The organism is Streptomyces sp. NBC_00212 (genome assembly GCF_045206365.1).
GTDB lineage: Bacteria > Actinomycetota > Actinomycetes > Streptomycetales > Streptomycetaceae > Streptomyces.
This window is the reverse complement of sequence record NZ_CP108115.1, coordinates 4,056,210-4,076,915: the sequence shown is the minus strand read 5'-3', so window position 1 is coordinate 4,076,915 and position 20,706 is coordinate 4,056,210. Positions and strand designations below refer to the sequence as shown.

Annotated in this window: 19 protein-coding genes; 6 read left to right on the top strand and 13 right to left on the bottom strand. The window is 71.4% G+C overall.

All coding sequences use genetic code 11. The features are described 5' to 3' along the window. Nucleotides 1-37 precede the first annotated feature (37 nt). The 13 genes from pstB to OHA17_RS18575 form a co-directional block, all read right to left on the bottom strand. The gene (gene pstB, locus OHA17_RS18635) at nt 38-814 is read right to left on the bottom strand and encodes a phosphate ABC transporter ATP-binding protein PstB (protein ID WP_399053030.1); all 777 of its coding nucleotides are present in this window, start codon (nt 812-814) and stop codon (nt 38-40) included. Between the two features lie 53 nt (nt 815-867). Next, a complete protein-coding gene (gene pstA / locus OHA17_RS18630; RefSeq protein ID WP_398880309.1) occupies nt 868-1,941 on the bottom strand; it encodes a phosphate ABC transporter permease PstA in 1,074 nt (357 codons plus the stop codon). A gap of 94 nt (nt 1,942-2,035) precedes the next feature. Then, a complete protein-coding gene (pstC, locus tag OHA17_RS18625) occupies nt 2,036-3,034 on the bottom strand; it encodes a phosphate ABC transporter permease subunit PstC (RefSeq protein WP_406507544.1) in 999 nt (332 codons plus the stop codon). A gap of 137 nt (nt 3,035-3,171) precedes the next feature. Then, complete coding sequence (pstS, locus tag OHA17_RS18620) at nt 3,172-4,314, bottom strand: phosphate ABC transporter substrate-binding protein PstS (RefSeq protein ID WP_406507543.1); 1,143 nt, start codon at nt 4,312-4,314, stop codon at nt 3,172-3,174. A 270-nt stretch (nt 4,315-4,584) separates the two neighbouring features. Beyond that, nucleotides 4,585-5,013: an NUDIX hydrolase gene (locus OHA17_RS18615; protein WP_406507542.1), complete on the bottom strand. Its 429-nt coding sequence runs from the start codon at nt 5,011-5,013 to the stop codon at nt 4,585-4,587. Continuing rightward, complete coding sequence (locus OHA17_RS18610; protein ID WP_406507541.1) at nt 5,010-6,032, bottom strand: CHAD domain-containing protein; 1,023 nt, start codon at nt 6,030-6,032, stop codon at nt 5,010-5,012. Before OHA17_RS18610 ends, OHA17_RS18615 begins: the two co-directional genes overlap by 4 nt. Next, a complete protein-coding gene (locus tag OHA17_RS18605) occupies nt 6,019-8,244 on the bottom strand; it encodes an RNA degradosome polyphosphate kinase (RefSeq protein ID WP_053729015.1) in 2,226 nt (741 codons plus the stop codon). The genes OHA17_RS18610 and OHA17_RS18605 overlap by 14 nt, the downstream gene beginning before the upstream one ends. 268 nt (nt 8,245-8,512) lie before the next feature. Beyond that, nucleotides 8,513-9,436 carry a mycothiol synthase gene (gene mshD, locus OHA17_RS18600; protein ID WP_398880315.1) on the bottom strand — a complete coding sequence of 308 codons (924 nt, stop codon included), beginning with the start codon at nt 9,434-9,436 and terminating at the stop codon, nt 8,513-8,515. Nucleotides 9,437-9,513: 77 nt separating this feature from the next. Continuing rightward, nucleotides 9,514-10,914 carry a sensor histidine kinase gene (locus tag OHA17_RS18595; protein WP_398880500.1) on the bottom strand — a complete coding sequence of 467 codons (1,401 nt, stop codon included), beginning with the start codon at nt 10,912-10,914 and terminating at the stop codon, nt 9,514-9,516. Nucleotides 10,915-10,919: 5 nt separating this feature from the next. Beyond that, nucleotides 10,920-11,651: a response regulator transcription factor gene (locus OHA17_RS18590; RefSeq protein WP_406507540.1), complete on the bottom strand. Its 732-nt coding sequence runs from the start codon at nt 11,649-11,651 to the stop codon at nt 10,920-10,922. A 350-nt stretch (nt 11,652-12,001) separates the two neighbouring features. Beyond that, a complete protein-coding gene (locus tag OHA17_RS18585) occupies nt 12,002-13,264 on the bottom strand; it encodes a S1C family serine protease (RefSeq protein ID WP_406507539.1) in 1,263 nt (420 codons plus the stop codon). Between the two features lie 111 nt (nt 13,265-13,375). Further along, complete coding sequence (locus tag OHA17_RS18580; protein ID WP_053729012.1) at nt 13,376-14,398, bottom strand: LacI family DNA-binding transcriptional regulator; 1,023 nt, start codon at nt 14,396-14,398, stop codon at nt 13,376-13,378. A 103-nt stretch (nt 14,399-14,501) separates the two neighbouring features. Next, complete coding sequence (locus OHA17_RS18575; RefSeq protein ID WP_053729011.1) at nt 14,502-15,269, bottom strand: response regulator transcription factor; 768 nt, start codon at nt 15,267-15,269, stop codon at nt 14,502-14,504. 292 nt (nt 15,270-15,561) lie between these two features. On the opposite strand from OHA17_RS18575, the gene OHA17_RS18570 reads away from it, so the two are divergent. From OHA17_RS18570 to OHA17_RS18545, 6 genes are all read left to right on the top strand, one after another. Then, a complete protein-coding gene (locus OHA17_RS18570) occupies nt 15,562-16,380 on the top strand; it encodes an alpha/beta hydrolase (RefSeq protein WP_398880319.1) in 819 nt (272 codons plus the stop codon). Between the two features lie 33 nt (nt 16,381-16,413). Next, a complete protein-coding gene (locus tag OHA17_RS18565; RefSeq protein WP_053729010.1) occupies nt 16,414-16,668 on the top strand; it encodes a MoaD/ThiS family protein in 255 nt (84 codons plus the stop codon). Between the two features lie 10 nt (nt 16,669-16,678). After that, nucleotides 16,679-17,956, top strand: a complete 1,278-nt coding sequence (locus OHA17_RS18560) for a hypothetical protein (RefSeq protein WP_406507538.1) — start codon at nt 16,679-16,681, stop codon at nt 17,954-17,956. Nucleotides 17,957-18,083: 127 nt separating this feature from the next. Beyond that, nucleotides 18,084-18,833 (top strand): DUF2993 domain-containing protein, encoded by a 750-nt coding sequence (locus OHA17_RS18555; protein ID WP_406507537.1) that lies wholly within the window; start codon nt 18,084-18,086, stop codon nt 18,831-18,833. Nucleotides 18,834-19,605: 772 nt separating this feature from the next. Then, nucleotides 19,606-19,686 (top strand): Ms5788A family Cys-rich leader peptide, encoded by an 81-nt coding sequence (locus OHA17_RS18550; protein WP_350751515.1) that lies wholly within the window; start codon nt 19,606-19,608, stop codon nt 19,684-19,686. A 148-nt stretch (nt 19,687-19,834) separates the two neighbouring features. Next, nucleotides 19,835-20,680, top strand: coding sequence for a sulfurtransferase (locus OHA17_RS18545; RefSeq protein ID WP_053729007.1), 846 nt, complete (start codon nt 19,835-19,837; stop codon nt 20,678-20,680). Nucleotides 20,681-20,706: the final 26 nt, after the last annotated feature.

Sequence of the window (20,706 nt, the reverse complement as noted above, 5' to 3'; positions counted from 1 at the left end):
CACCGCCATGCAGCACCGCAGACGTTCTGGGGCGGGCCTAGCCGAAGCGGCCCGAGATGTAGTCCTCCGTGGCCTGCACGGACGGGTTGGAGAAGATCCGCTCCGTCTCGTCGATCTCGATCAGCTTGCCCGGCTGACCGACCGCCGCGAGGTTGAAGAACGCCGTACGGTCCGAGACCCGCGCCGCCTGCTGCATGTTGTGCGTCACGATCACGATCGTGAAGCGTTCCTTCAGCTCCCCGATCAGGTCCTCGATGGCGAGGGTGGAGATCGGGTCGAGGGCCGAGCAGGGCTCGTCCATCAGGAGGACGTCCGGCTCCACCGCGATGGCGCGCGCGATGCACAGGCGCTGCTGCTGGCCGCCGGAGAGCCCCGAACCGGGCTTGTTCAGGCGGTCCTTGACCTCGTTCCAGAGGTTCGCGCCCTTGAGGGACTTCTCGACGACGTCCGCCAGTTCGCTCTTCTTGAACTTGCCGTTCAGGCGCAGCCCCGCCGCCACGTTGTCGAAGATCGACATCGTCGGGAACGGGTTCGGGCGCTGGAACACCATGCCGACCGTGCGGCGCACCGCCACCGGGTCGACCGCGGAGCCGTACAGGTTCTCGTCGTCCAGGAGGACCTTGCCCTCGACGCGGCCGCCGGGGGTCACCTCGTGCATGCGGTTCAGGGTGCGCAGGAACGTGGACTTGCCGCAGCCGGACGGGCCGATGAAGGCCGTCACCGAGCGCGGCTCGACCGTCATCGAGATGTCGTCGATCGCCTTGTGGGCGCCGTAGTAGGCGGAGAGGCCCGATACGTCGATTCGCTTGGCCATAACAATCACTGCTTCTTTCGAGCGTGCGAAGAGGGTCGCTGAGGTGGCCGCCGTCAGCGACCGGTCTTCGGGGCCTTCCAGCGGGCGATGCCGCGGGCCACCAGGTTGAGGATCATGACGAAGGCGATCAGGACCAGGGCGGCCGCCCACGCGCGGTCGTACGACGCGTCGCTGCCGACCCGGTACTGCTCCCAGATGTAGAAGGGGAGCGAGGACTGAGCACCCTCGAAGGGGTTCGTGTTGATCAGCTGGTTGCCGAAGACGAGCAGCATGATCGGGGCGGTCTCGCCGGCGATGCGGGCGACCGCGAGCATGAAGCCCGTGGTGATGCCGCCGATCGCGGTCGGGATGACCACCTTCAGGATGGTGCGCCACTTGGGCACGCCGAGGGCGAGCGAGGCCTCGCGCAGCTCGTTCGGGACGAGCTTGAGCATCTCCTCGGTGGAGCGGACCACGACCGGCATCATCAGGATCGAGAGGGCGAGCGAGCCCATGAAGCCCGAGGGCTGCAGGTCGAACATCAGCATCAGGGTCAGGATGAACAGGCCCGCGACGATGGACGGGATGCCCGTCATGACGTCGACGAAGAAGGTGACGGCCTTGGCGAGTGCGCCCTTGCCGTACTCCACCAGGTAGACCGCGGTCAGCAGGCCGAGCGGCGCGGAGATCAGGGTGGCGATGCCGATCTGCTCCAGGGTGCCGATCAGCGCGTGGTAGATGCCGCCGCCCTGCTCGAAGGCGGGGACGCCGGCCATCGAGTGGGTCAGGAAGTATCCGTTGAGGACCTTGGTGCCGCGGCTGATCGTCGTCCACAGGAGGGAGAACAGCGGGATCACGGCGAGGACGAAGCAGACCCAGACCAGGGAGGTCGCCACCCGGTCCTTGGCCTGCCGCTTGTTCTCGACGGCCGTGGTGACCACGTACGAGATGAGGATGAAGAGCAGGGCCGCCAGCATGCCCCACTGGACCTTGCTTTGCAGGTCGAAGGCGAGGCCGATGCCCACGGCGAGCGCGATCGCGGCGACCGCGAAGCCGGCGCCGGCCCAGCGGGGCAGGGAGCGGTGGCTGAGGCTGCCCTTGCCGGGGGCCGGGGTGGCCGGGGCTTCCTGAACGGCTACGTGGCTCATGCGGGGCTCCCTTCGGGGCGGAGGTCTCGGCGGGGCCGGCCCCGGTGGGCTGCGGCCGGGGGTCCGGGGGTTGTCCCCCGGGAAGACACCGGGCTCATGCGTTGGCCCCCGAGTACTCCTTGCGGCGGGCGATGATCATGCGGGCGCCGCCGTTGACCAGCAGGGTGAGGACGAAGAGGACCAGGCCGGAGGCGATCAGGGCGTCGCGGCCGAGCTGGTTGGCCTCGTCGAACTTCGCGGCGATGTTCTGCGCGAAGGTGCCGCCGCCGGGGTCGAGGACGTGCGGCGACAGGACGTAGCTCGGGGAGAGGACCGTGGCGACGGCCATCGTCTCGCCGAGCGCGCGGCCCAGGCCCAGCATCGAGGCGGAGATCACGCCCGAGCGGCCGAACGGCAGCACCGAGAGGCGGATGACTTCCCAGCGGGTCGCGCCGAGGGCCAGGGCGGCCTCTTCGTTCATGCGCGGGACCTGGAGGAAGACCTCGCGGCTGACGCTGGTCACGATCGGCAGGATCATGATCGCGAGCAGGATGCCGACGGTGAAGATGGAGCGGGCGACGCCGACCTGGGTCTTCTCGAAGACGACGGTCCAGCCCAGGTACGTGTCGAGCCAGTCGTTGAGGCCGCCGAGGTAGGGCACCAGGAACAGGGCGCCCCAGATGCCGTAGACGATCGACGGCACGGCGGCGAGCAGATCGACGACGTACGCGAGGGGTGCGGCCAGCTTGCGCGGCGCGTAGTGCGAGATGAACAGGGCGATGCCGACGGCGACCGGGACCGCGATGGCCATCGCGATGACGGAGCTGACGACGGTGCCGAAGAGCAGGACCGCGATGCCGAACGCCGGCGGGCTGCCGGCCGGGTTCCAGTCGAAGGTGGTCAGGAAGTTGCCCTGGTCCTTCGAGATCGCGATGCCGGCCCGGATGCTCAGGAAGATGGCGATGGCCGCCATGACGACGAGCAGGAAGATGCCCGAGCCCCGGGAGAGCCCGAGGAAGATCTTGTCGCCCGCGCGGCCGGTGGACTGCTTGCGGCGTGCTGCCGGGGCGGGAGCGGGTGGCGGAGGTGTGTCCGTTGCTATGGAAGAAGCCATGGTCTTTCCGGTCTGTGGGCGGGGACCGACGGGGTCCCCTGGCGGCGGTGCACCGGATGGTGTGCGGCGGGGGCCGGATCGGGGCCCCCGCCCCACGCGAGCCGCCGGGTCTTCGGCCCGGCGGCTCAACTGTCGCGCTACGAGAGGGAGTTGATGGTCTCGATGACCTTGGCGTTGATCTCGGACGGGATCGGCGCGTAGCTGGCGTCGGTGAGCAGCTTCTGCCCGTCGGCGCCGGCCGCGTAGGAGAGGAAGGACTTGACCGCGGGGAGGGTGGCGGCCTTGTTGCCCTTGTCGCAGGCGACCTCGTACGTCACGAGGACGATCGGGTAGGCGTTGTCGGCCTTGGTCGCGTAGTCCAGCTTCAGCGCCAGGTCCTTGCCGGTACCGGCGATCTTCGCGGCGGCGATGGCGGTGGAGGCGTTCGCGGAGCTGGCCTTGACCGGGGCGGAGGCGCCGGTGTTGATGTCGACGGTCTTGATCGACTGGGAGGAGGCGTAGGAGAGCTCGAAGTAGCCGATGGCGCCGTTGGTCTGCTTGACCTGCGCGGCGACGCCGGCGGAGCCGGAGGCGGCCTGGCCACCGGGGGCGGCCCACTTCTTGGCGGGCGCGTACGTCCAGTCGGCCTTCGCCGTGGCGCTGAGGTACTTGGTGAGGTTCTCGGTGGTGCCGGAGTCCTCGGAGCGGTGGAAGGCCTGGATCGCCAGGTCCGGGAGCTTGGCACCCGGGTTCAGCTTGGCGATGGCCTCGTCGTTCCACTTGGTGATCTTGCCGCTGAAGATCTTGGCGAGGGACGAGGCGTCCAGGACGAGGCTGTCGACGCCCTCGACGTGGAAGCCGATCGCGATCGGGCCGCCGACCATCGGGAGGTTGATGCCCTGGCCGCCGGTGCAGACCTTCTTGGAGTCCTCGACCTGCTGGGCGTTGAGCGGCGAGTCGGAGCCGGCGAAGGCGACCGTGCCCTGGGTGAAGGCGACGATGCCCTCACCGGAGGAGGAGGACTTGTAGTTGATCTGCGCGTCCTTGCAGGCCGCCATGTAGTTCTTGACCCAGAGGTCCATGGCGTTCTTCTGCGCGGAGGAGCCGGAGGCCAGGAGCTGGCCCTTGGCTCCGTCACACTTCACGTTCGACGCAGCGCCGGAGGCCGTGCCACCCGTACCGTCCGTGGTCCCGCCGCCGCTGTTGTTGTCGCTGCCGCACGCCGTGAGGGCCAGGGCGCTGGACACGGCGATGACGCCGAGGGCGGTGGCGCGGAGCCGGTTCTTGCGCTGAAGCTTCACTTTCGGGTGTTCCTTCCGGGAGCCGCCGGTTTCCGTTCGTTGTACGGCGGCGTGCGTGGTGGTGCGGTGAGGGCGGGATGCCGTGCACCGTGTAAGGCCGAAATTAGGCAGAACAGGTGAAGCGGTCGACGGGGGAGAGTTAACGGAAGGTGAACCGTGGCGGGCAGTGCGGTGCCGACCGTTACCGGTTCGTGTTCAGCAGGGATACGGAACCGATTCCGCTGCCGGGGTGCGCCCCTGTTCAGGGCGCGTTTCGGGCGGAATTCCGGATCAGGCGGAGTGCAGCGCATCGAGGAGCGCCAGGACCAGCTGGCGGTCGCGGGGCTGGGTGAGGCGGTGGTGGGCGGCCGCCGGGGGCAGCCAGAGCAGCCGGTCGACCTCGGAGTTCGCGGTGAACCGGCCCTCGCCCGCCTCGGCGGCCCAGTACTCGACCCGCTTGGGCCGGCCCTGGCCGTCCGTGTAGTGGACGGTGGGCAGCGCCGCGCCGGGCGTGCACTGGTGTCCCGTCTCCTCCAGGACCTCGCGCAGCGCCCCCGCCAGCGCCGCCTCGCCCCGCTTCAGCTTGCCCTTGGGGTGCGACCAGTCGTCGTACTTCGGGCGGTGGACGAGGCAGACCTCTATCCCCTCGTCCCCCCACGGGGAGCGGCGCCACAGCACGCACCCCGCGGCGAGGACGGTTCCGTCGGGTGCGGTGCTCATGGTGCGGCCGTGGTCGCCGTGGGTGCTGAAGCCGAAGGTGCTGAAGTCACCGCCACAGGCTGCCAGATCCGCTGGAAGGCGAAGCGGGCCGCCTCCACGTCGTGCCGCTGGTCGGCGTGGAGCACGCCGAGCGCGTACGCGGTGGTCGGCGCGATCCGGGGCGTGCGGGCCGCGGCGGACGCCGCCGCCGCTGCCTCGGCCGCGTCCCGGTGCCGGTCGAGCGCCCGCCCCGCGGCAAGGAGCCGCTCGGCGGGATCCGGCTCTCCGAGCCCGTGGTGCAGCACTTCCTGGGCGTACCGGTGCAGCCGGAGCAGCAGCCGCACCTGGTGCCAGGGGCTGTCCTGGGACTCGCTCTCCTGGACCAGGGCCTCCGCGTTGTACGGATGGGCTGCGCGGGCCAGCGGCAGCGCGGCCACCGCCCGGTCAAGGCGGTCCTCGGCGTCCAGGGCCGCGGGCGCGAGCACCTCGCAGGCGTGGGCGGCGGCCGTCGACGCCAGCGGCACCTCGCTCGCGAGCAGCGCGACCGCGTCCGCCACGGCGTGGAAGCGGGACGAGCCGAGCGCCTGGAGCGCCGCCGAGTGGGCCCGGGTGCGGGCCAGGGTCAGCTGGCGGTCGAGCAGCGCGCCGGCGCGGGCGGCGCCCACGGTGAGGGTGCCCGCGTCACCGCGCGGCGGCGGCACCCCGGGGCCGGAGAGCCGGTGCAGGGCGTCCAGGAGCCGGGTGAGCCGGGCCGAGCAGGAGTGCTCGCCCGCCAACGTGCCGGAAAGCCAGGCGAGTTCGGCCCGCAGCTGGTCGGCCCACGCCGGGTCGAGCAGCGGGCGGAAGGTGTGCAGGGTGCCGCTGATGCGGCGGGCGGCCGCGCGCAGGGCGAGGGCGGCCTCCTCGGTGGAGTGGTTGTCGGGCCCCGCCTCACGGTGGAGGCGGAGGCCGCGCAGGAATTCCCCCGCCTGCGCGTGGAGGTAGGGGGCGAGGATCTCGCCCGCCAGCTCCTGTCCGGCGATGTTCTCAGGGCGTTGCACGCCGGCGCCTCCGGGCGTCTATCAGCATCTCCTGTACGTTCCGCAGCGGCTGTCCCTCGGCATCGGTCGAGTGCCGGTTCCAGTTCCCGTCGGCGCCCAGGTGCCAGGACGACGTGGTGTCCGACATCCCGGTCTCCAGGAGCCGGCTCAGGGCCGCGCGGTGGGCCGGGTCGGCGACCCGGACCAGTGCCTCGATGCGTCGGTCGAGGTTGCGGTGCATCATGTCGGCGCTGCCGAACCAGACTTCGGGCTCGCCGCCGTTCCCGAACGCGAAGACCCGCGAGTGCTCAAGGAAGCGGCCGAGGATCGAGCGGACCCGGATGTTCTCCGAGAGCCCGGTCACGCCCGGCCGTATCGCGCAGATGCCGCGCACCCAGATGTCCACGGGCACGCCGGCCTGCGATGCCCGGTAGCAGGCGTCGATGACGGCCTCGTCGACCATCGAGTTGACCTTGATGCGGACGTAGGCGGGCCGCCCGGCGTGCTGGTGGGCGATCTCCTTGTTGATCCGCGAAACCAGGCCGTCCCGAAGGGACTTGGGGGCGACGAGCAGACGCCGGTAGGTCTCGCGGCGCGAATATCCGGACAGCCGGTTGAAGAGGTCCGAGAGGTCCGCGCCGACCTGCGGGTCGGCGGTGAGCAGCCCCAGGTCCTCGTACAGGCGGGCCGTCTTGGGGTGGTAGTTGCCGGTCCCGACGTGGCTGTAGCGGCGCAGCGTGTCGCCCTCCTGGCGCACCACGAGGGACAGCTTGCAGTGCGTCTTGAGGCCGACGAGCCCGTACACGACGTGGCAGCCGGACTCCTCCAGCTTGCGGGCCCACTTGATGTTGGCCTGCTCGTCGAAGCGCGCCTTGATCTCGACGAGGACCAGCACCTGCTTGCCCGACTCGGCCGCGTCTATCAGGGCGTCCACGATCGGCGAGTCGCCCGAAGTCCGGTACAGGGTCTGCTTGATGGCGAGCACGTCCGGGTCGGAGGCGGCCTGTTCCAGGAAGGCCTGCACCGAGGTGGAGAACGAGTCGTAGGGGTGGTGCAGGAGCACGTCGCGTTCGCGCAGGGCGGCGAAGATGTCGGGTGCCGAGGCGGATTCGACCTCGGCGAGGTCGCGGTGGGTGCCCGCCACGAACTTGGGGAACTTCAGCTCCGGCCGGTCGAGCGCGGAGATCCCGAACAGGCCGGTCAGGTCGAGCGGGCCCGGCAGCGGGTAGACCTCGGCGTCCGAGATCTTCAACTCCCGTACCAGGAGGTCGAGTACGTACGGGTCGATGGATTCCTCGACCTCCAGGCGCACCGGCGGCCCGAAGCGGCGCCGCATGAGCTCCTTCTCCAGGGCCTGGAGCAGGTTCTCTGCGTCGTCCTCCTCGACTTCGAGGTCCTCGTTGCGCGTCACCCGGAACATGTGGTGCGCGAGCACCTCCATGCCGGGGAACAGCTCCTCCAGGTGCGCCGCGATGACGTCCTCAAGCGGTACGTAGCGCTGTGGCGAGGCCTCCAGGAAGCGGGAGAGCAGCGGCGGCACCTTCACGCGCGCGAAGTGGCGGTGCCCGGAGACCGGGTTGCGCACCACCACGGCGAGGTTGAGCGAGAGCCCCGAGATGTACGGGAAGGGGTGCGCGGGGTCCACGGCCAGCGGGGTCAGGACCGGGAAGATCTGCTGGCGGAACAGGGTGAAGAGGCGGGCCTGCTCCTTCTCGGTGAGCTCCGGCCAGCGGATCAGGTGGATGCCCTCGTCGGCCAGCGCCGGGGCCACGTCCTGCTGGTAGCAGGCGGCGTGCCGGGCCATGAGCTCGCGCGAGCGGGTCCAGATCAGGTCCAGGACCTCGCGCGGCTGGAGTCCGGAGGCGGAGCGGGTGGCGACGCCGGTGGCGATGCGGCGCTTGAGTCCGGCCACCCGGACCATGAAGAACTCGTCCAGGTTCGAGGCGAAGATCGCCAGGAAGTTCGCCCGTTCGAGGAGCGGGGTCGCCGGGTCCTCGGCGAGCTCCAGGACGCGCTCGTTGAAAGCGAGCCAGCTGCGTTCGCGGTCCAGGAAGCGGCCCGAGGGGAGTTCGTCGCCCTCGCTCTCGTCCTCGTAGGCGTCCAGGTCCGCGTCGATGTCCGGCTCCAGGTCGGAGACGGCGGCCGCGAGCGTGTGCGGCCGGTGCGCGGCTATGGAGCCGACGGACGGCTGGGCGGGCTGGAGCGGGACCTCGGCGCTGGGCTGCTGGCTCATGTCCCCATTGTTCCGCGCGCCGGGGGTGTCCAGCGCGTCGGAGAGGGCGGGAGTGAGTGCCCGGGGGGATCTCGTGGGGGGAACTGTTCCGTTCCGGGTGGCGGGCGCCGGCGGCTTCATTACGCGAGCGTCGCAAGCGTGTCTGAATAGCTGGTTACGAGGACATGACGTGCGGGCAAGCTGACCCCGGCCCGCAGACGTCGCCGCGGGGCCCGCCGCCCGGCCCCACAGGATGCGGCGGCGGCCCGGCGGCGGCAAGAGGGCGGGCTCAGGACTCCGCGCGGTACATCAGGTCCACCTCGTGCGTGGTGAAGCCGAGGCGCTCGTACACGGTGACGGCCGCGGTGTTGTCGGCGTCGACGTACAGCATCGCGGTCGGCAGGCCCTCGGCCGCCAGGTGGCGCAGACCCGCCGCCGTCAGCGCCTTGCCGAGGCCGCCGCCCTGGGCGTCCGGCCGGATCCCGACGACGTACACCTCGCCGAGCTGCTCCTCGGCGTGCACCTTGGTCCAGTGGAAGCCGACGAGTTCGCCGGCGCGCTCCGCGAGGAAGAAGCCCTTGGGGTCGAACCACGGCTCGGCCTTGCGGTCGTCGAGGTCGCGCTGGGTGAGGGAGCCCTGCTCGGGGTGGTGCGCGAAGGCGGCCGCGTTCACCGCGAGCCAGGCCGCGTCGTCCTCGCCCGGCGTGAAGGTGCGCACGGTGACGCCCGCGGGCCAGACCGGCTCGGCGATGTCGAGGGGGCTCAACGGGCGCCGCAGCTGGCGCAGTTCGCGGAACAGGGTCAGGCCCAGGACCTGCGCGAGGTGGCGGGCCGCCGAGTGGCCGCCGTGCGCCCACACCCGCAGCCGCTTGCCGGTCGCGCCGAGCAGCGCGCTGCCCAGCGCCCGGCCGTGCCCGTGGCCGCGGTACGCGGGGTGCACGACGAGCTCGGCGGCGGGCGCCTCGACCGGGTCGGTGTCCTCCAGCTGGGCGTACCCGGCGAGCACGTCGCCCACGGTCAGCAGAAAATGCCGCACGCCCTCGCGCCGGCCCCCGCGCAACTGGAGCCGCCCCTGCTCGGAAACGGCCTGCTGCCCGTCGGCGCGGGCGGCGTCGGCGATGAGGTCGAGGACGGCCTGCGCCTGCGGGTGACTGAGCTCGTCGAGCGTCTGGATCTCGCGGGAGGACGGGGTGGGGACGGCTGCGTCTGTCATGCCTACGAGGGTACGGCGGGGAGCCTCCCGGACGGGGCCGGGTGCGGGGACCTGGCCCGGTCGGGTCGCAGCCTTGGCTACGGGGTCTCCGGCGGCGGGGTCGGCGCGCCCGGCAGGGTGATCGTGGCCAGGGTGCCGCCGGACGGGGCCGCGGCCAGAGTGACCTCGCCGCCCGCGTGTTGCACCGTACGGGCCACGATGGACAGGCCCAGGCCGGACCCGGGCAGGGCCCGCGCCGACGGCGAGCGCCAGAAACGTTCGAAGACGTGCGGGAGATCCTCGGCGGGGATGCCGGGACCCTGGTCGCGGACGGTCAGGACACCCCGGTCCAGGGCGACGGTGATCGTCCCGCGCGGCGGGCTGAACTTCACCGCGTTGTCGAGCACGTTCACCACCGCCCGCTGCAACGCCGCCGGCTCGGCCCGTACGTACCAGGGCGCCAGCTGGGCCGTGATCGTCAGCTCGGGGCCGCGCAGCCGCGCCCGGTCCAGCGCGATCCGGGTGATGTCGTGCAGGCCGACGACCTCCAGCGGGCCCTCCCGGACCGCGTCCGGACGCGACAGCTCCTGCAAGTCCCCGATGAGCGAGGCGAGTTCGGACATCTGCGCCGTCACCGACGCCATCAGCGCCTTGCGGTCGGCGGGCGGGATGGCCCGCCCCGTCTCCTCGCTCCGGGCGAGCAGTTCGATGTTCGTACGCAGCGAGGTGAGCGGCGTGCGCAGCTCGTGCCCGGCGTCCGCGATGAGCTGCGCCTGCCGGTCCCGGGACGAGGCGAGCGCGGCGGTCATCGCGTTGAACGAGCGGGACAGGCGCGCGATCTCGTCCTCGCCCTCGACCGGGATGCGGACCGTCAGATCCTCGGTCCGCGCCACGTGCTCGACCGCCCCGGTCAGCTTGTCCACGGGCTTCAGCCCGGTCCGCGCGACCCAGAGGCCCGCGGCGCCGGCCGCGATCACGCCGATGCCGGCGAGGCCGGTCAGCAGCAGGGCCAGCCGGTTGAGGGCGGAGTCGACCTCGGTGAGCGGGCGGGACAGCGAGACGGTGACCCACCTGCCGTCGAACTCCTGGAACTGGGTGTGGACCCGTACGTCCATGCCGCCTTCGGTGGTACTGCTGTGCAGGGTCTCGGCCTTGAGGTTGCGGGCGCGGGCCACCGCGATGTCCTGGGGCCTGACCCGTACGGGCGGGGAGTCCGGGGCCACGCAGCGGGTGCCGTCCGGAAGGACCACCTGGATGTAGGCGAACGGCTTCTGCCCAGGGGGCAGGCTGCCCTGCGAGTTGCAGGTCTGGAGCGCGGTCAGCACCAGGCTGGCGGGCGCGCTGGTGTTGCGCAGCGTGGTGTCGAGCTCGGCGCGCAACTGGGCCCGGGTCAGCAGCCAGCAGGTGACCGCGACCGCCGCCACCGCCACCGCCACCGCCGTGGCGACCAGCATCGCGAGCCGGGAGCGCAGCGGCATCGCGCGGTACCGGTGGAGCAGACGGTTCACTCCGCGCCGCCCGGCCGGAGCGCGTACCCCACGCCCCGCACCGTGTGCACGAGGCGCGGCTCGCCGCCCGCCTCCGTCTTGCGGCGCAGGTACATGACGTACACGTCGAGGGAGTTGGACGACGGCTCGAAGTCGAAGCCCCAGACCGCCTTGAGGATCTGCTCGCGGGTCAGCACCTGGCGGGGGTGGGCGAGGAACATCTCCAGGAGGGTGAACTCGGTGCGGGTCAGCTCCACCACCCGGTTGCCGCGGGTGACCTCGCGGGTCGACAGGTCCATCCTCAGGTCCGCGAAGGTGAGGACGTTCCCGGTGTCCTGCCCGGCCGCCCCCGCGTCGACCGCGTACGAGCTGCGGCGGAGCAACGCCCGGATGCGGGCGAAGAGTTCGTCGAGTTCGAAGGGCTTGACCAGGTAGTCGTCGGCGCCCGCGTCGAGCCCGGTGACGCGGTCGCCGACCGTGTCGCGCGCGGTCAGCATGAGGATGGGCGTGGTGGAGCCGGCCGCGCGAAGCCGGCGGGCCGCGGTGAGCCCGTCCATCCTCGGCATCTGGATGTCGAGGACGATCAGCTCGGGCCGGTACGCCTCCGCCTTCGCGAGGGCGTCGAGGCCGTCGACGGCGACCTCGGTGCCGTATCCCTCGAAGGCGAGACTGCGCTGCAGCGCCTCGCGGACGGCGGGCTCGTCGTCGACGATCAGGATGCGCTGCGGGTCGTCCTCGGCGGGGCTCATGAGCGGGTTCCTTCTTCTGCGTCTTGCGGCTCGGTGACATCAGCCTCGCATGCGGACGGCGGGGCGCGGGGCGGCTCGGGTCTGTCCGGCGGATCTGGTCGCCCGCGAGGTGCCTCGGCCTTGTGGCGCTGGTGAGCGGGGGCCTGGTGCGTGCAGCTGCAAGGCGGAGGAGGGCGGCGACGTGGTGGGGGTCCCCCCTGTTCGAGCGCAGCCGAGAACTAGGGGGAGTCGGCAACCGACGACAACGCGGTGGGGGTCCCCCCTGGCCCTTTAGGCCTTGGGGGAGGGCGTGCCAGGCCCCCGCGTTCCAGACAAGATCCGCCGGACAGACCCTGACTGCCCCGCGCGGATCAGTAGCTGCCGCCGAAGCCGCCGGAGCTGCCGCTGCCCTGGTTGTTGGTGCCGCCGGTGTCGGCGCCGCCGCTGCCGCCGCCGCGCAGGCTGGCGAGGTCGGACTTGACGGTGTTGATCGGGATGGCGAAGCCGAGCCCGACGCTGCCGGCCGACGAACCGCTCTGGCTGCTCGAACTCGGCGAGTACATCGCGGAGTTGATGCCGATGATGTTGCCGTTCATGTCGATGAGCGCGCCGCCGGAGTTGCCCGGGTTGAGCGAGGCGTCGGTCTGGAGCGCCTTGTACGTGGTCTTCGAGGAGCCGGTGTCGCCGTTGAACTGCTGCCCGCCGAACTCGAACGGCCAGCCGCCGTTCCCGCGCCCCTGGCCCTGGCCCTGGCCCTGTCCTTGGCCCTGGTTGCCCTGCTCCTTGGCGACGGTGACGTCGCGGTCGAGGGCGGAGACGATGCCGGAGGTGACGGTGCCGGTGAGGCCCTCGGGGGAGCCGATGGCGACGACCTGGTCGCCGACCGCGATCTTGCTGGAGTCGCCGAGGCTGGCGGGCTTGAGGCCGCTCGCCCCGTCCAGCTTGATCAGTGCGAGGTCCTTGTCGGGGTCGGTGCCGACGACCTTCGCGGTGTAGCTCTTGCCGTTGCTGAGCTTCACCTTGATCGAGGTCGAGCCCGAGATGACGTGGTTGTTGGTGATGATCTCGCCGTTGGCGGTGACGATCACGCCCGCGCCGGTCGACTCCCCCGAGCCGGACGTCGCGTTGATCTCGACGATGCTCGGCATGACGGCCTTGGCGACGCCGGAGACCGTGCCGTTGGTGCTGTTGGAGGCGTTGGTGCCGCTGACCCCGGAGCTGACGGTGGAGCTGTCGTTGCCGACGTAGTGCTCGACGAGGCTCGCGGTGCCGCCGCCTATGGCCGCCGCGATGATGGCCACGGCCGCGAGGAGCCCGACCGAACGCTTGGCGCGGCGCGGCTTGGGGGCGCCCGCCTCGCCACCGGCGAGGTGCGCGGTCCCGCCGTTGTTGCCGCCGCCGTGGAACCCGGCGAGGCCGGGCTCGGGGTGGGCGGCCGCGCTGCCCGGCCACACCGTGGTGCCGGGGCCGGTGGTCACCGGGGTGGCCGGCTGGTACGGGGGCGGCGGGGGATAGGCGGCCGCGTAGGCCTCGGCCTCTCGCCGGGCGTCGTCCTTGGCTCGCTGCCAGGACTCGTCAGAGTGGTTCGGCTGCTGCTCGGGGTACTCGCCGCTGTGGCGGGGGCTCTCGGTCATGTCTATGACCTTCGGGCGCGTTCATGAGAGCAGTCTGAGGACCGCGTAAGAAGCCCGGCAGAACCGTGTTTGCCCGAAATAAAGGCGCCCCGGCGCCCGGCAGTTGGCGGGTTACCCGCAACCGCAGGAGCGGCGTACGACGAGCCGTGAGGGGAACTGCTTGAGGCGCTCCCGGCGCGAGCCCGCCACCCGCAGCCCGTCGTCCAGGACCAGGTCGACGGCGGCCCGCGCCATCGCGGGCCGGTCGGAGGCGATCGTGGTCAGCGGCGGATCGGTGAGAGCCGCTTCCTTGACGTCGTCGAAGCCCGCCACGGCGAGCTCGCCCGGCACGTCGATGCGCAGCTCGCGGGCGGCCCGCAGCACGCCGATCGCCTGGTCGTCGGTCGCGCAGAAGATGGCCGGCGGCCGCTGGGGCCCGGCGAGGATCTCCAGGGCCACCTTGTAGGCGTCGTACCGGTTGTACGGGGCCTGGAAGAGGCGGCCTTCGAGGGAGCGGCCGGACTCCAGCATGGCCCGGCGCCAGCCCTCGACGTGGTCGGCCACCGGGTCGCCGACGGCCGGGGTCGACTCGATCCCGCCGAGGCAGGCGACGTACTCATGACCGTGTTCGAGCAGGTGGCGGGTGGCGAGCTGGGCGCCGCCGATGTCGTCCGTGACGACCGCGACGTCGTCGATCGCCTCGGGCCGCTCGTGCAGCAGCACCACCCGGGCGTCCCAGGCGTCGATCTCGGCGGCGGCCCGCTCGCTGGGGCCCTGGCTGACCAGGATGAGCCCCGCGACCCGCATGCCGAGGAAGGCCCGCAGGTAGTGCACCTCGCGGTCGTCGATGTAGTCGGAGTTGCCGACCAGGACCATTTTTCCGCGCTCGGAGGCGGCCTGCTCGACGGCGTGCGCCATCTCCGCGAAGAACGGCTGGCGCGCGTCCGGGACGATCATTCCTATGAGGTCGGTACGCCGCGACGCCATCGCCTGGGCGACCCGGTCCGGCCGGTACCCCAGCTCCTTGATCGCGGCGAGGACACGCTCGCGCGTGGCCGGGGCGACCGGCCGGGGTCCGTTGTTGATGACGTAACTGACGACGGCGGTCGAAGTACCCGCAAGTCGTGCCACGTCGTCCCGCGTCACCTTGGCCACGCGCGGCAGTCTACGCGGGGTGACCCGCCTCTGGGCAGGCCGTATCGCAGGTCGTACCCCATGTGTGATCTGCCGTTCGGGTTACCCCGCCGAGGAACGCGAGCTACCGCTTCTGGGAGCGGGCCGCGGCTTCCTTGGTCGCGCCGGTGGCCGCGTCCACGACCGCCTTCGCCTTGGCGTCCTCGGAGGTGCGCTCGGGCTTCTCTGGCGTCACGAAGCGGTAGCCGACATTGCGGACGGTGCCGATCAGCGACTCGTGCTCGGGACCGAGCTTGGCCCGCAGCCGCCGTACGTGGACGTCGACCGTGCGGGTGCCGCCGAAGTAGTCGTAGCCCCAGACCTCCTGGAGCAGCTGGGCGCGCGTGAACACCCGGCCCGGGTGCTGGGCGAGGTACTTGAGCAGCTCGAACTCCTTGAAGGTGAGGTCCAGGACCCGCCCCTTCAGCTTCGCGCTGTACGTCGCCTCGTCCACCGAGAGGTCGCCGTTGCGGATCTCCATGGGGGAGTCGTCCGAGGTGGCCTGCGCCCGGCCGGTGGCGAGCCGCAGCCGGGCCTCGACCTCGGCGGGACCGGCGGTGTCGAGCAGGACGTCGTCGATGCCCCAGTCGGCGGTGACGGCGGCCAGGCCCCCCTCGGTCACGACCAGGATCAGCGGACAGCCGGGGCCCGTCGAGCGGAGGAGCTGGCACAGCGACCGCACGTGCGGCAGGTCGCGGCGGCCGTCGATCAGGATGACGTCGGCACCAGGGGTGTCGACGAGGGCCGGGCCCTCGGCGGGGGCCACCCGCACACTGTGCAGAAGCAGGCCGAGAGCGGGGAGCACCTCCGTCGACGGCTGAAGGGCATTGGTCAGGAGCAGCAGAGAGCTCATCGCGCTCCTCCTACCCGGATGGTCCGCTTCGTATCGTGCACGGTTCGCTCGCCCATAACGTCGGTTCCTCCTCGGTCCCTGCGGAGGGGGTCCCCCCTGCTCCTCAGGAGCTCGGGGGCGTTGCGGCACTGCTTCGTACTTGTACTGCTTCGTGCATTGCTTCGCGCTTTCAGGGCCTACCCGCAGGCCCCTTGCGTGAGCGTTTGTTCACCCGTCCGTAACAACGACCGGGAAACACAAAAGGACCCGGGGGCTGCGTTGCCCGGATCCTCTGCCAAGGAGAATAGCCCACATGAATGCCGGGGCAGAGGGTCGATTTCACACTTCCGCTGTTTCCTCGATCACTCCCGGACCTCGGCGCGCAACCCTGCGTACGTCCGACGGTGTCCGGATCGAGGCGGTTTACGAGCCCTGGGTGAAGGGCGCCTGCGACACCGCGATCGTGGTCGCGCACGGGTTCACGGGATCGGCCGACCGGCCCGCAGTACGAAGGGCCGCGGGCGTGTTCGCGCAGTACGCGGCCGTGATCACTTTCTCGTTCCGCGGGCACGGAAAGTCCGGCGGCCGCTCGACCGTCGGCGACCGCGAGGTGCTCGATCTGGCGGCGGCCGTCGAGTGGGCGAGATCACTCGGGTACGAACGGGTGGTGACGGTCGGCTTCTCGATGGGCGGCTCCGTGGTGCTGCGGCACGCGGCGACGCACCGGGGGAGCGCGCGGGGGCGCACGGAAGCAGTGGCGGCGGTCAGCGCACCCGCCCGCTGGTACTACCGGGGCACGGCCCCGATGCGGCGGGTGCACTGGCTGATCACCCGGCCCGCCGGGCGGCTCGTGGGCCGCTTCGGCTTGGCGACCCGCATCCACGCACAGGACTGGGACCCGGTGCCGCTCTCGCCCGTCGAGGCCGTCCCGCTGATCGCGCCGACCCCGCTGCTCATCGTGCACGGCGACCGCGACCCGTACTTCCCGGTCGACCACCCGCGCATGCTGGCGGCCGCCGGACCTGCGCAGTTGTGGCTGGAGCAGGGCATGGGGCACGCCGAGAACGCGGCCGGCGAGGAGCTGCTCGGGCGGATCGCGGGCTGGCTGACCGCCGCGCGGCCCGCCGCGTAGCCCATCATGGAGGGCGACGAAAGGAGCCTCACCATGGCAGCGGGAACCATCCGCTTCTGGGCCGCGGCCAAGTCCGCCGCCGGTGTCGGCGAGGAGCCGTACGCCGCCGGGACGCTGGCCGAAGCCCTCGACGCGGTGCGCGAACGGCACCCCGGAGAGCTCACGCGCGTACTCCAGCGGTGTTCCTTCCTGGTCGACGGTGACCCCGTCGGGAAGCGGAACCATGAGACCGTACGCCTTGCCGAGGGCGGCACGGTCGAGGTGCTCCCGCCGTTCGCAGGAGGGTGACCCCCACGTCATGAGCGAGCAGTACCCGTATCAGCAGCAGCCCCAGTACGACCAGTACGGGCAGCCCGTACAGCCCCAGCCGCCGTTCCCGTACGAGCCGTACCAGGACCAGCAGCCGTACACGCAGACCTGGGAGGGGCAGACCTGGGACACCCAGTACCAGCCCACGATCCCGCCCGGGACCGCGCAGCAGCCGGTGGAGCCCGCGCCGCGCCGGGGGCGCCATGCCCAGCCCGCGCCCGGGCAGCCCTGGCAGGAGAGCGCGCCGGAGGCGCCCTACGCGGCGGACACGGCGTACCTGCCGCCGCAGAACATGGCGCAGAACGCGGCGCAGAACGGTGCGGGGACGACGTCCGTGCCGCTGCCTCCGGAGATGCCGATGCCGTCCGGGCCCGCCCCGGCGCCGGTGTACGAGCGGGCCGCGGCCCCGACGCACGTCTCCGTCCCGGTTCCGGGCCCCGTTCACCCTTCCGCTTCCGCCTCCGGCGAGGGCCCGGCGTACGGCTCGCCCACCACCGTCGGCAACGCGCGGATCACCGACGCCCAGCGGGCCCGCGCGGAGGGCCGTTCGCCGGTCATCGCGCCCGGGATGCAGCCCGCCGCGCTCACCGCCGTACTGGGCCTGCTCCTCGCGGTGGCGGCCCCCGTGGGCCCGTACGCCCTGGCCGTACCGCTCATCGCCCTCCAGGCGGTGACGGCGGCAGGCTGGTTCCGGCTGAACGGGATGTGGCCGGCCCGGCAGGGCATCGCGCTCGCCTTCGCGGGCGGGCTCGTAGCCGACGTCGCCCTGCTGGCGCTCGGCCGTGAGCACGCGCCCGCCGCGATCCTGGGCACGCTCGGGGTGTGGGTGCTGCTCACGCTCGTGCTCCAGCTGCGCTCGCACGCCGACCCCGACGAGCGGATGTACGGCCTGATGGCGACGGTCGCCTCGGCGGCGCTCGCGATCCTGGCCGGCGGGTACCTCGCGGCCCCGCCGCACGCGGTGTCCGTCGGCGCGGCGGCCGTGGCCGTCGCCGCCCTCGCGCGGGCGCTGCCGCTGCCGTCGGCCGCCTCCGTGGTGGTCGCGCTGCTCGCGGCGGCGGGCGTGGGCATCGCGGCGGGCGGTCTGACCGGCATCGGCGCGGACGGCGCGCTGCTCGGCCTCGCGGCCGGCGGCTGCGCGCTGATCGGCCTGCGGGTCGCCTCGTACGACTACCCGTCCCGGTTCGTCCACATGACGGCGGGCGTCGCCCTGCCGCTCACCGCGGCCGTTCCTGTGCTGTATCTCATCGGGCGGGCCGTGGCGTAGGGAACCGCGACTAGGCTCGCGATCGTCATTCCGGAGGATTGATCACGAACAGGAGGATCGATCAACCGGAGTTTCTGATCAAAGGGTCGATGGCCGACTGGTGGCCGACTGGTGGGGGACGTAGGCAATGCGCGCACTGCGAATACTTTTGATCATCGCGATTGTTCTGGGCGGCATCTTCGTCGCCGCGGACCGCATCGCGGTGAACATCGCCGAGTCCAAGACGGCCGACAAGATCAAGAGCAGCCAGCGGCTCAGCTCGACCCCCGACGTCGACATCAAGGGCTTTCCCTTCCTGACCCAGGTCCTCGGAAAGGAACTGGACGAGGTCGACGTCTCGCTGTCCGGGGTCACCGCGACGGCGGGCGGCCACTCGGTCAACGTCACCGAGGTCACCGCCGAGCTGTACGCGGTGAAGATCGACAGCTCGTTCTCGTCGGCGGTGGCGGGGCGGGCCGACGGGGCGGCGCAGATCTCGTACGCCGACCTGTCGAAGGCCGCGCCCAAGGGGGCGACGGTCGGCTACGCGGGGGCGGAGCGGGCGGCGAAGGGCCAGGTCAAGGTGACCGGGCCGCTCACCGACCTCCTGGAGGGCCAGGGCGTTGTGCTGCCGGCCACGGTCAAGGCGCTGCTCCAGGGGCGGACGGTGTCGGCGTACAGCACGGTGAGCCTGAACGGGTCGGGGTCGGTGCAGCTGCGGGCGGAGTCGCTGCCGAAGCTGCCGGTGCCGGGGTTCGACCAGCGGCTGCGCAAGGCGGTCGACTACGACCTGAAGATCGATGGGATGCCGTCGAGCATCAAGCTGAACAAGGTGACGGCCACCGAGGCGGGGCTTCGCTTCTCGGGCGAGGGCACGAACGTCCGCCTGGCGGGCTGACCCCGGCCCAGGTTCCAACGCGGGGCGAGTGCGCGTGCCCCCTGCCTGGGGCTCCGCCCCAGACCCCAGAGGGTCTGCCCACCCGCCCACCCGTGCAGGGCGTTGGATGGTTCAGCCTCTGGGGGCTGCGCCCCCAGCCCCCTTGCGGGGACTTCGTCCCCTGCACCCCTTTTCGGGGGCTCCGCCCCCGGATCCCCGTTCGTGCCTGAACGGCGCTCGTCCTCAAACGCCGTACGGGCTTGATACAGGCTGGCGTCCTCGATCGCCGAACAGGCTGGATATACAGATTCAGGGGCGCGGGGAACTGCGCAAGTACCACGCACGGTCCGAGGCCGGGCGGGGTGTTAGGGGCGCGAGGAACTGCGCGAGTGCCACGGACGGCCCGCGGTCAGTCGGGCGGCGCCGGGTTTCGGGGCGGAGCCCCAAAGGGGTGCAGGGGGCGGAGCCCCCGCGAGGGGGTCTGGGGCGCAGCCCCAGGGCCTCGCCCAACCAGCCCTGAGTGACGGGCGGGCGGGTGGGAAAACCCCCAGGGGGGCCGGGGCGCAACCCCGTACAAGCCTGCGCACCCCGTACGCCCCTTGCGCCCCCCTCCGCCCCCGCCCGCATCGTGAGACGCCCCCGTCCGCAGGGCAGAAAACGCCCCCGGGATCCATCGTCCCGGAGGGGACCGGGGTGGCCCCGCGCTGCATCGCGTATCAGTATGCGGATGATCGAGTCTCAGTATGCGACACACCGGTGACACGCCCCGGTTTGCCTCCCTACGATCGGACGCATGAAGCGACAGGCGGACCTCACGAAGCGGCGGGCAGTAGACCTGTGCCGCGTCGCCGCCATGCTCTGTCGCCCCTTCTGAGCGGGACGCTCAACTCCCGCATTCCCCGGGCCCTTTGACCGTAAGAGTCAAACAAGAACAGGGCCACCCCGTGCCGCCGTACGCGCGCCGCAGCCGCGTACCCGCACACCTGCACCGCCCCCGCAGACTGCCCCGGAGGAGAAACAACATGAGCCGCAGCGACGTCCTGGTAGACGCCGACTGGGTCGAGGCCCACATCGAGGACCCGAAGGTCGCCATCGTCGAGGTCGACGAGGACACCTCGGCGTACGAGAAGAACCACATCAAGAACGCGATCCGGATCGACTGGACCAAGGACCTCCAGGACCCGGTCCGCCGCGACTTCATCGACCAGGAAGGGTTCGAGGCCCTCCTCTCCGCCAAGGGCATCGGGAACGACACCACCGTCGTCCTCTACGGCGGCAACAACAACTGGTTCGCCTCGTACGCCTTCTGGTACTTCAAGCTCTACGGCCACCAGGACGTCAAGCTCCTCGACGGCGGCCGCAAGAAGTGGGAGCTCGACTCCCGCGACCTCGTGGACGGCGACCAGGTCCCCAGCCGCCCGGCCACGCAGTACAAGGCCAAGCCGCAGGACGCCTCGATCCGCGCCTTCCGCGACGACGTCGTGAACGCGATCGGCACCAAGAACCTCGTCGACGTGCGCTCGCCCGACGAGTTCTCCGGCAAGCTGCTCGCCCCGGCCCACCTCCCGCAGGAGCAGTCGCAGCGCCCGGGCCACGTTCCGTCCGCCCGCAACATCCCGTGGTCGAAGAACGCCAACGACGACGGGACCTTCAAGTCGGACGACGAGCTCAAGGCCCTGTACGAGGACGAGCAGGTCGACCTCGCGAAGGACACCATCGCGTACTGCCGCATCGGCGAGCGCTCGGCTCTGACCTGGTTCGTGCTGCACGAGCTGCTCGGCCAGACCAACGTCAAGAACTACGACGGCTCGTGGACCGAGTACGGCTCCCTCGTCGGCGTGCCGATCGAGCTCGGCGCCAACAAGTAACCCCCGGACCTCCCTCCCATCCGTAA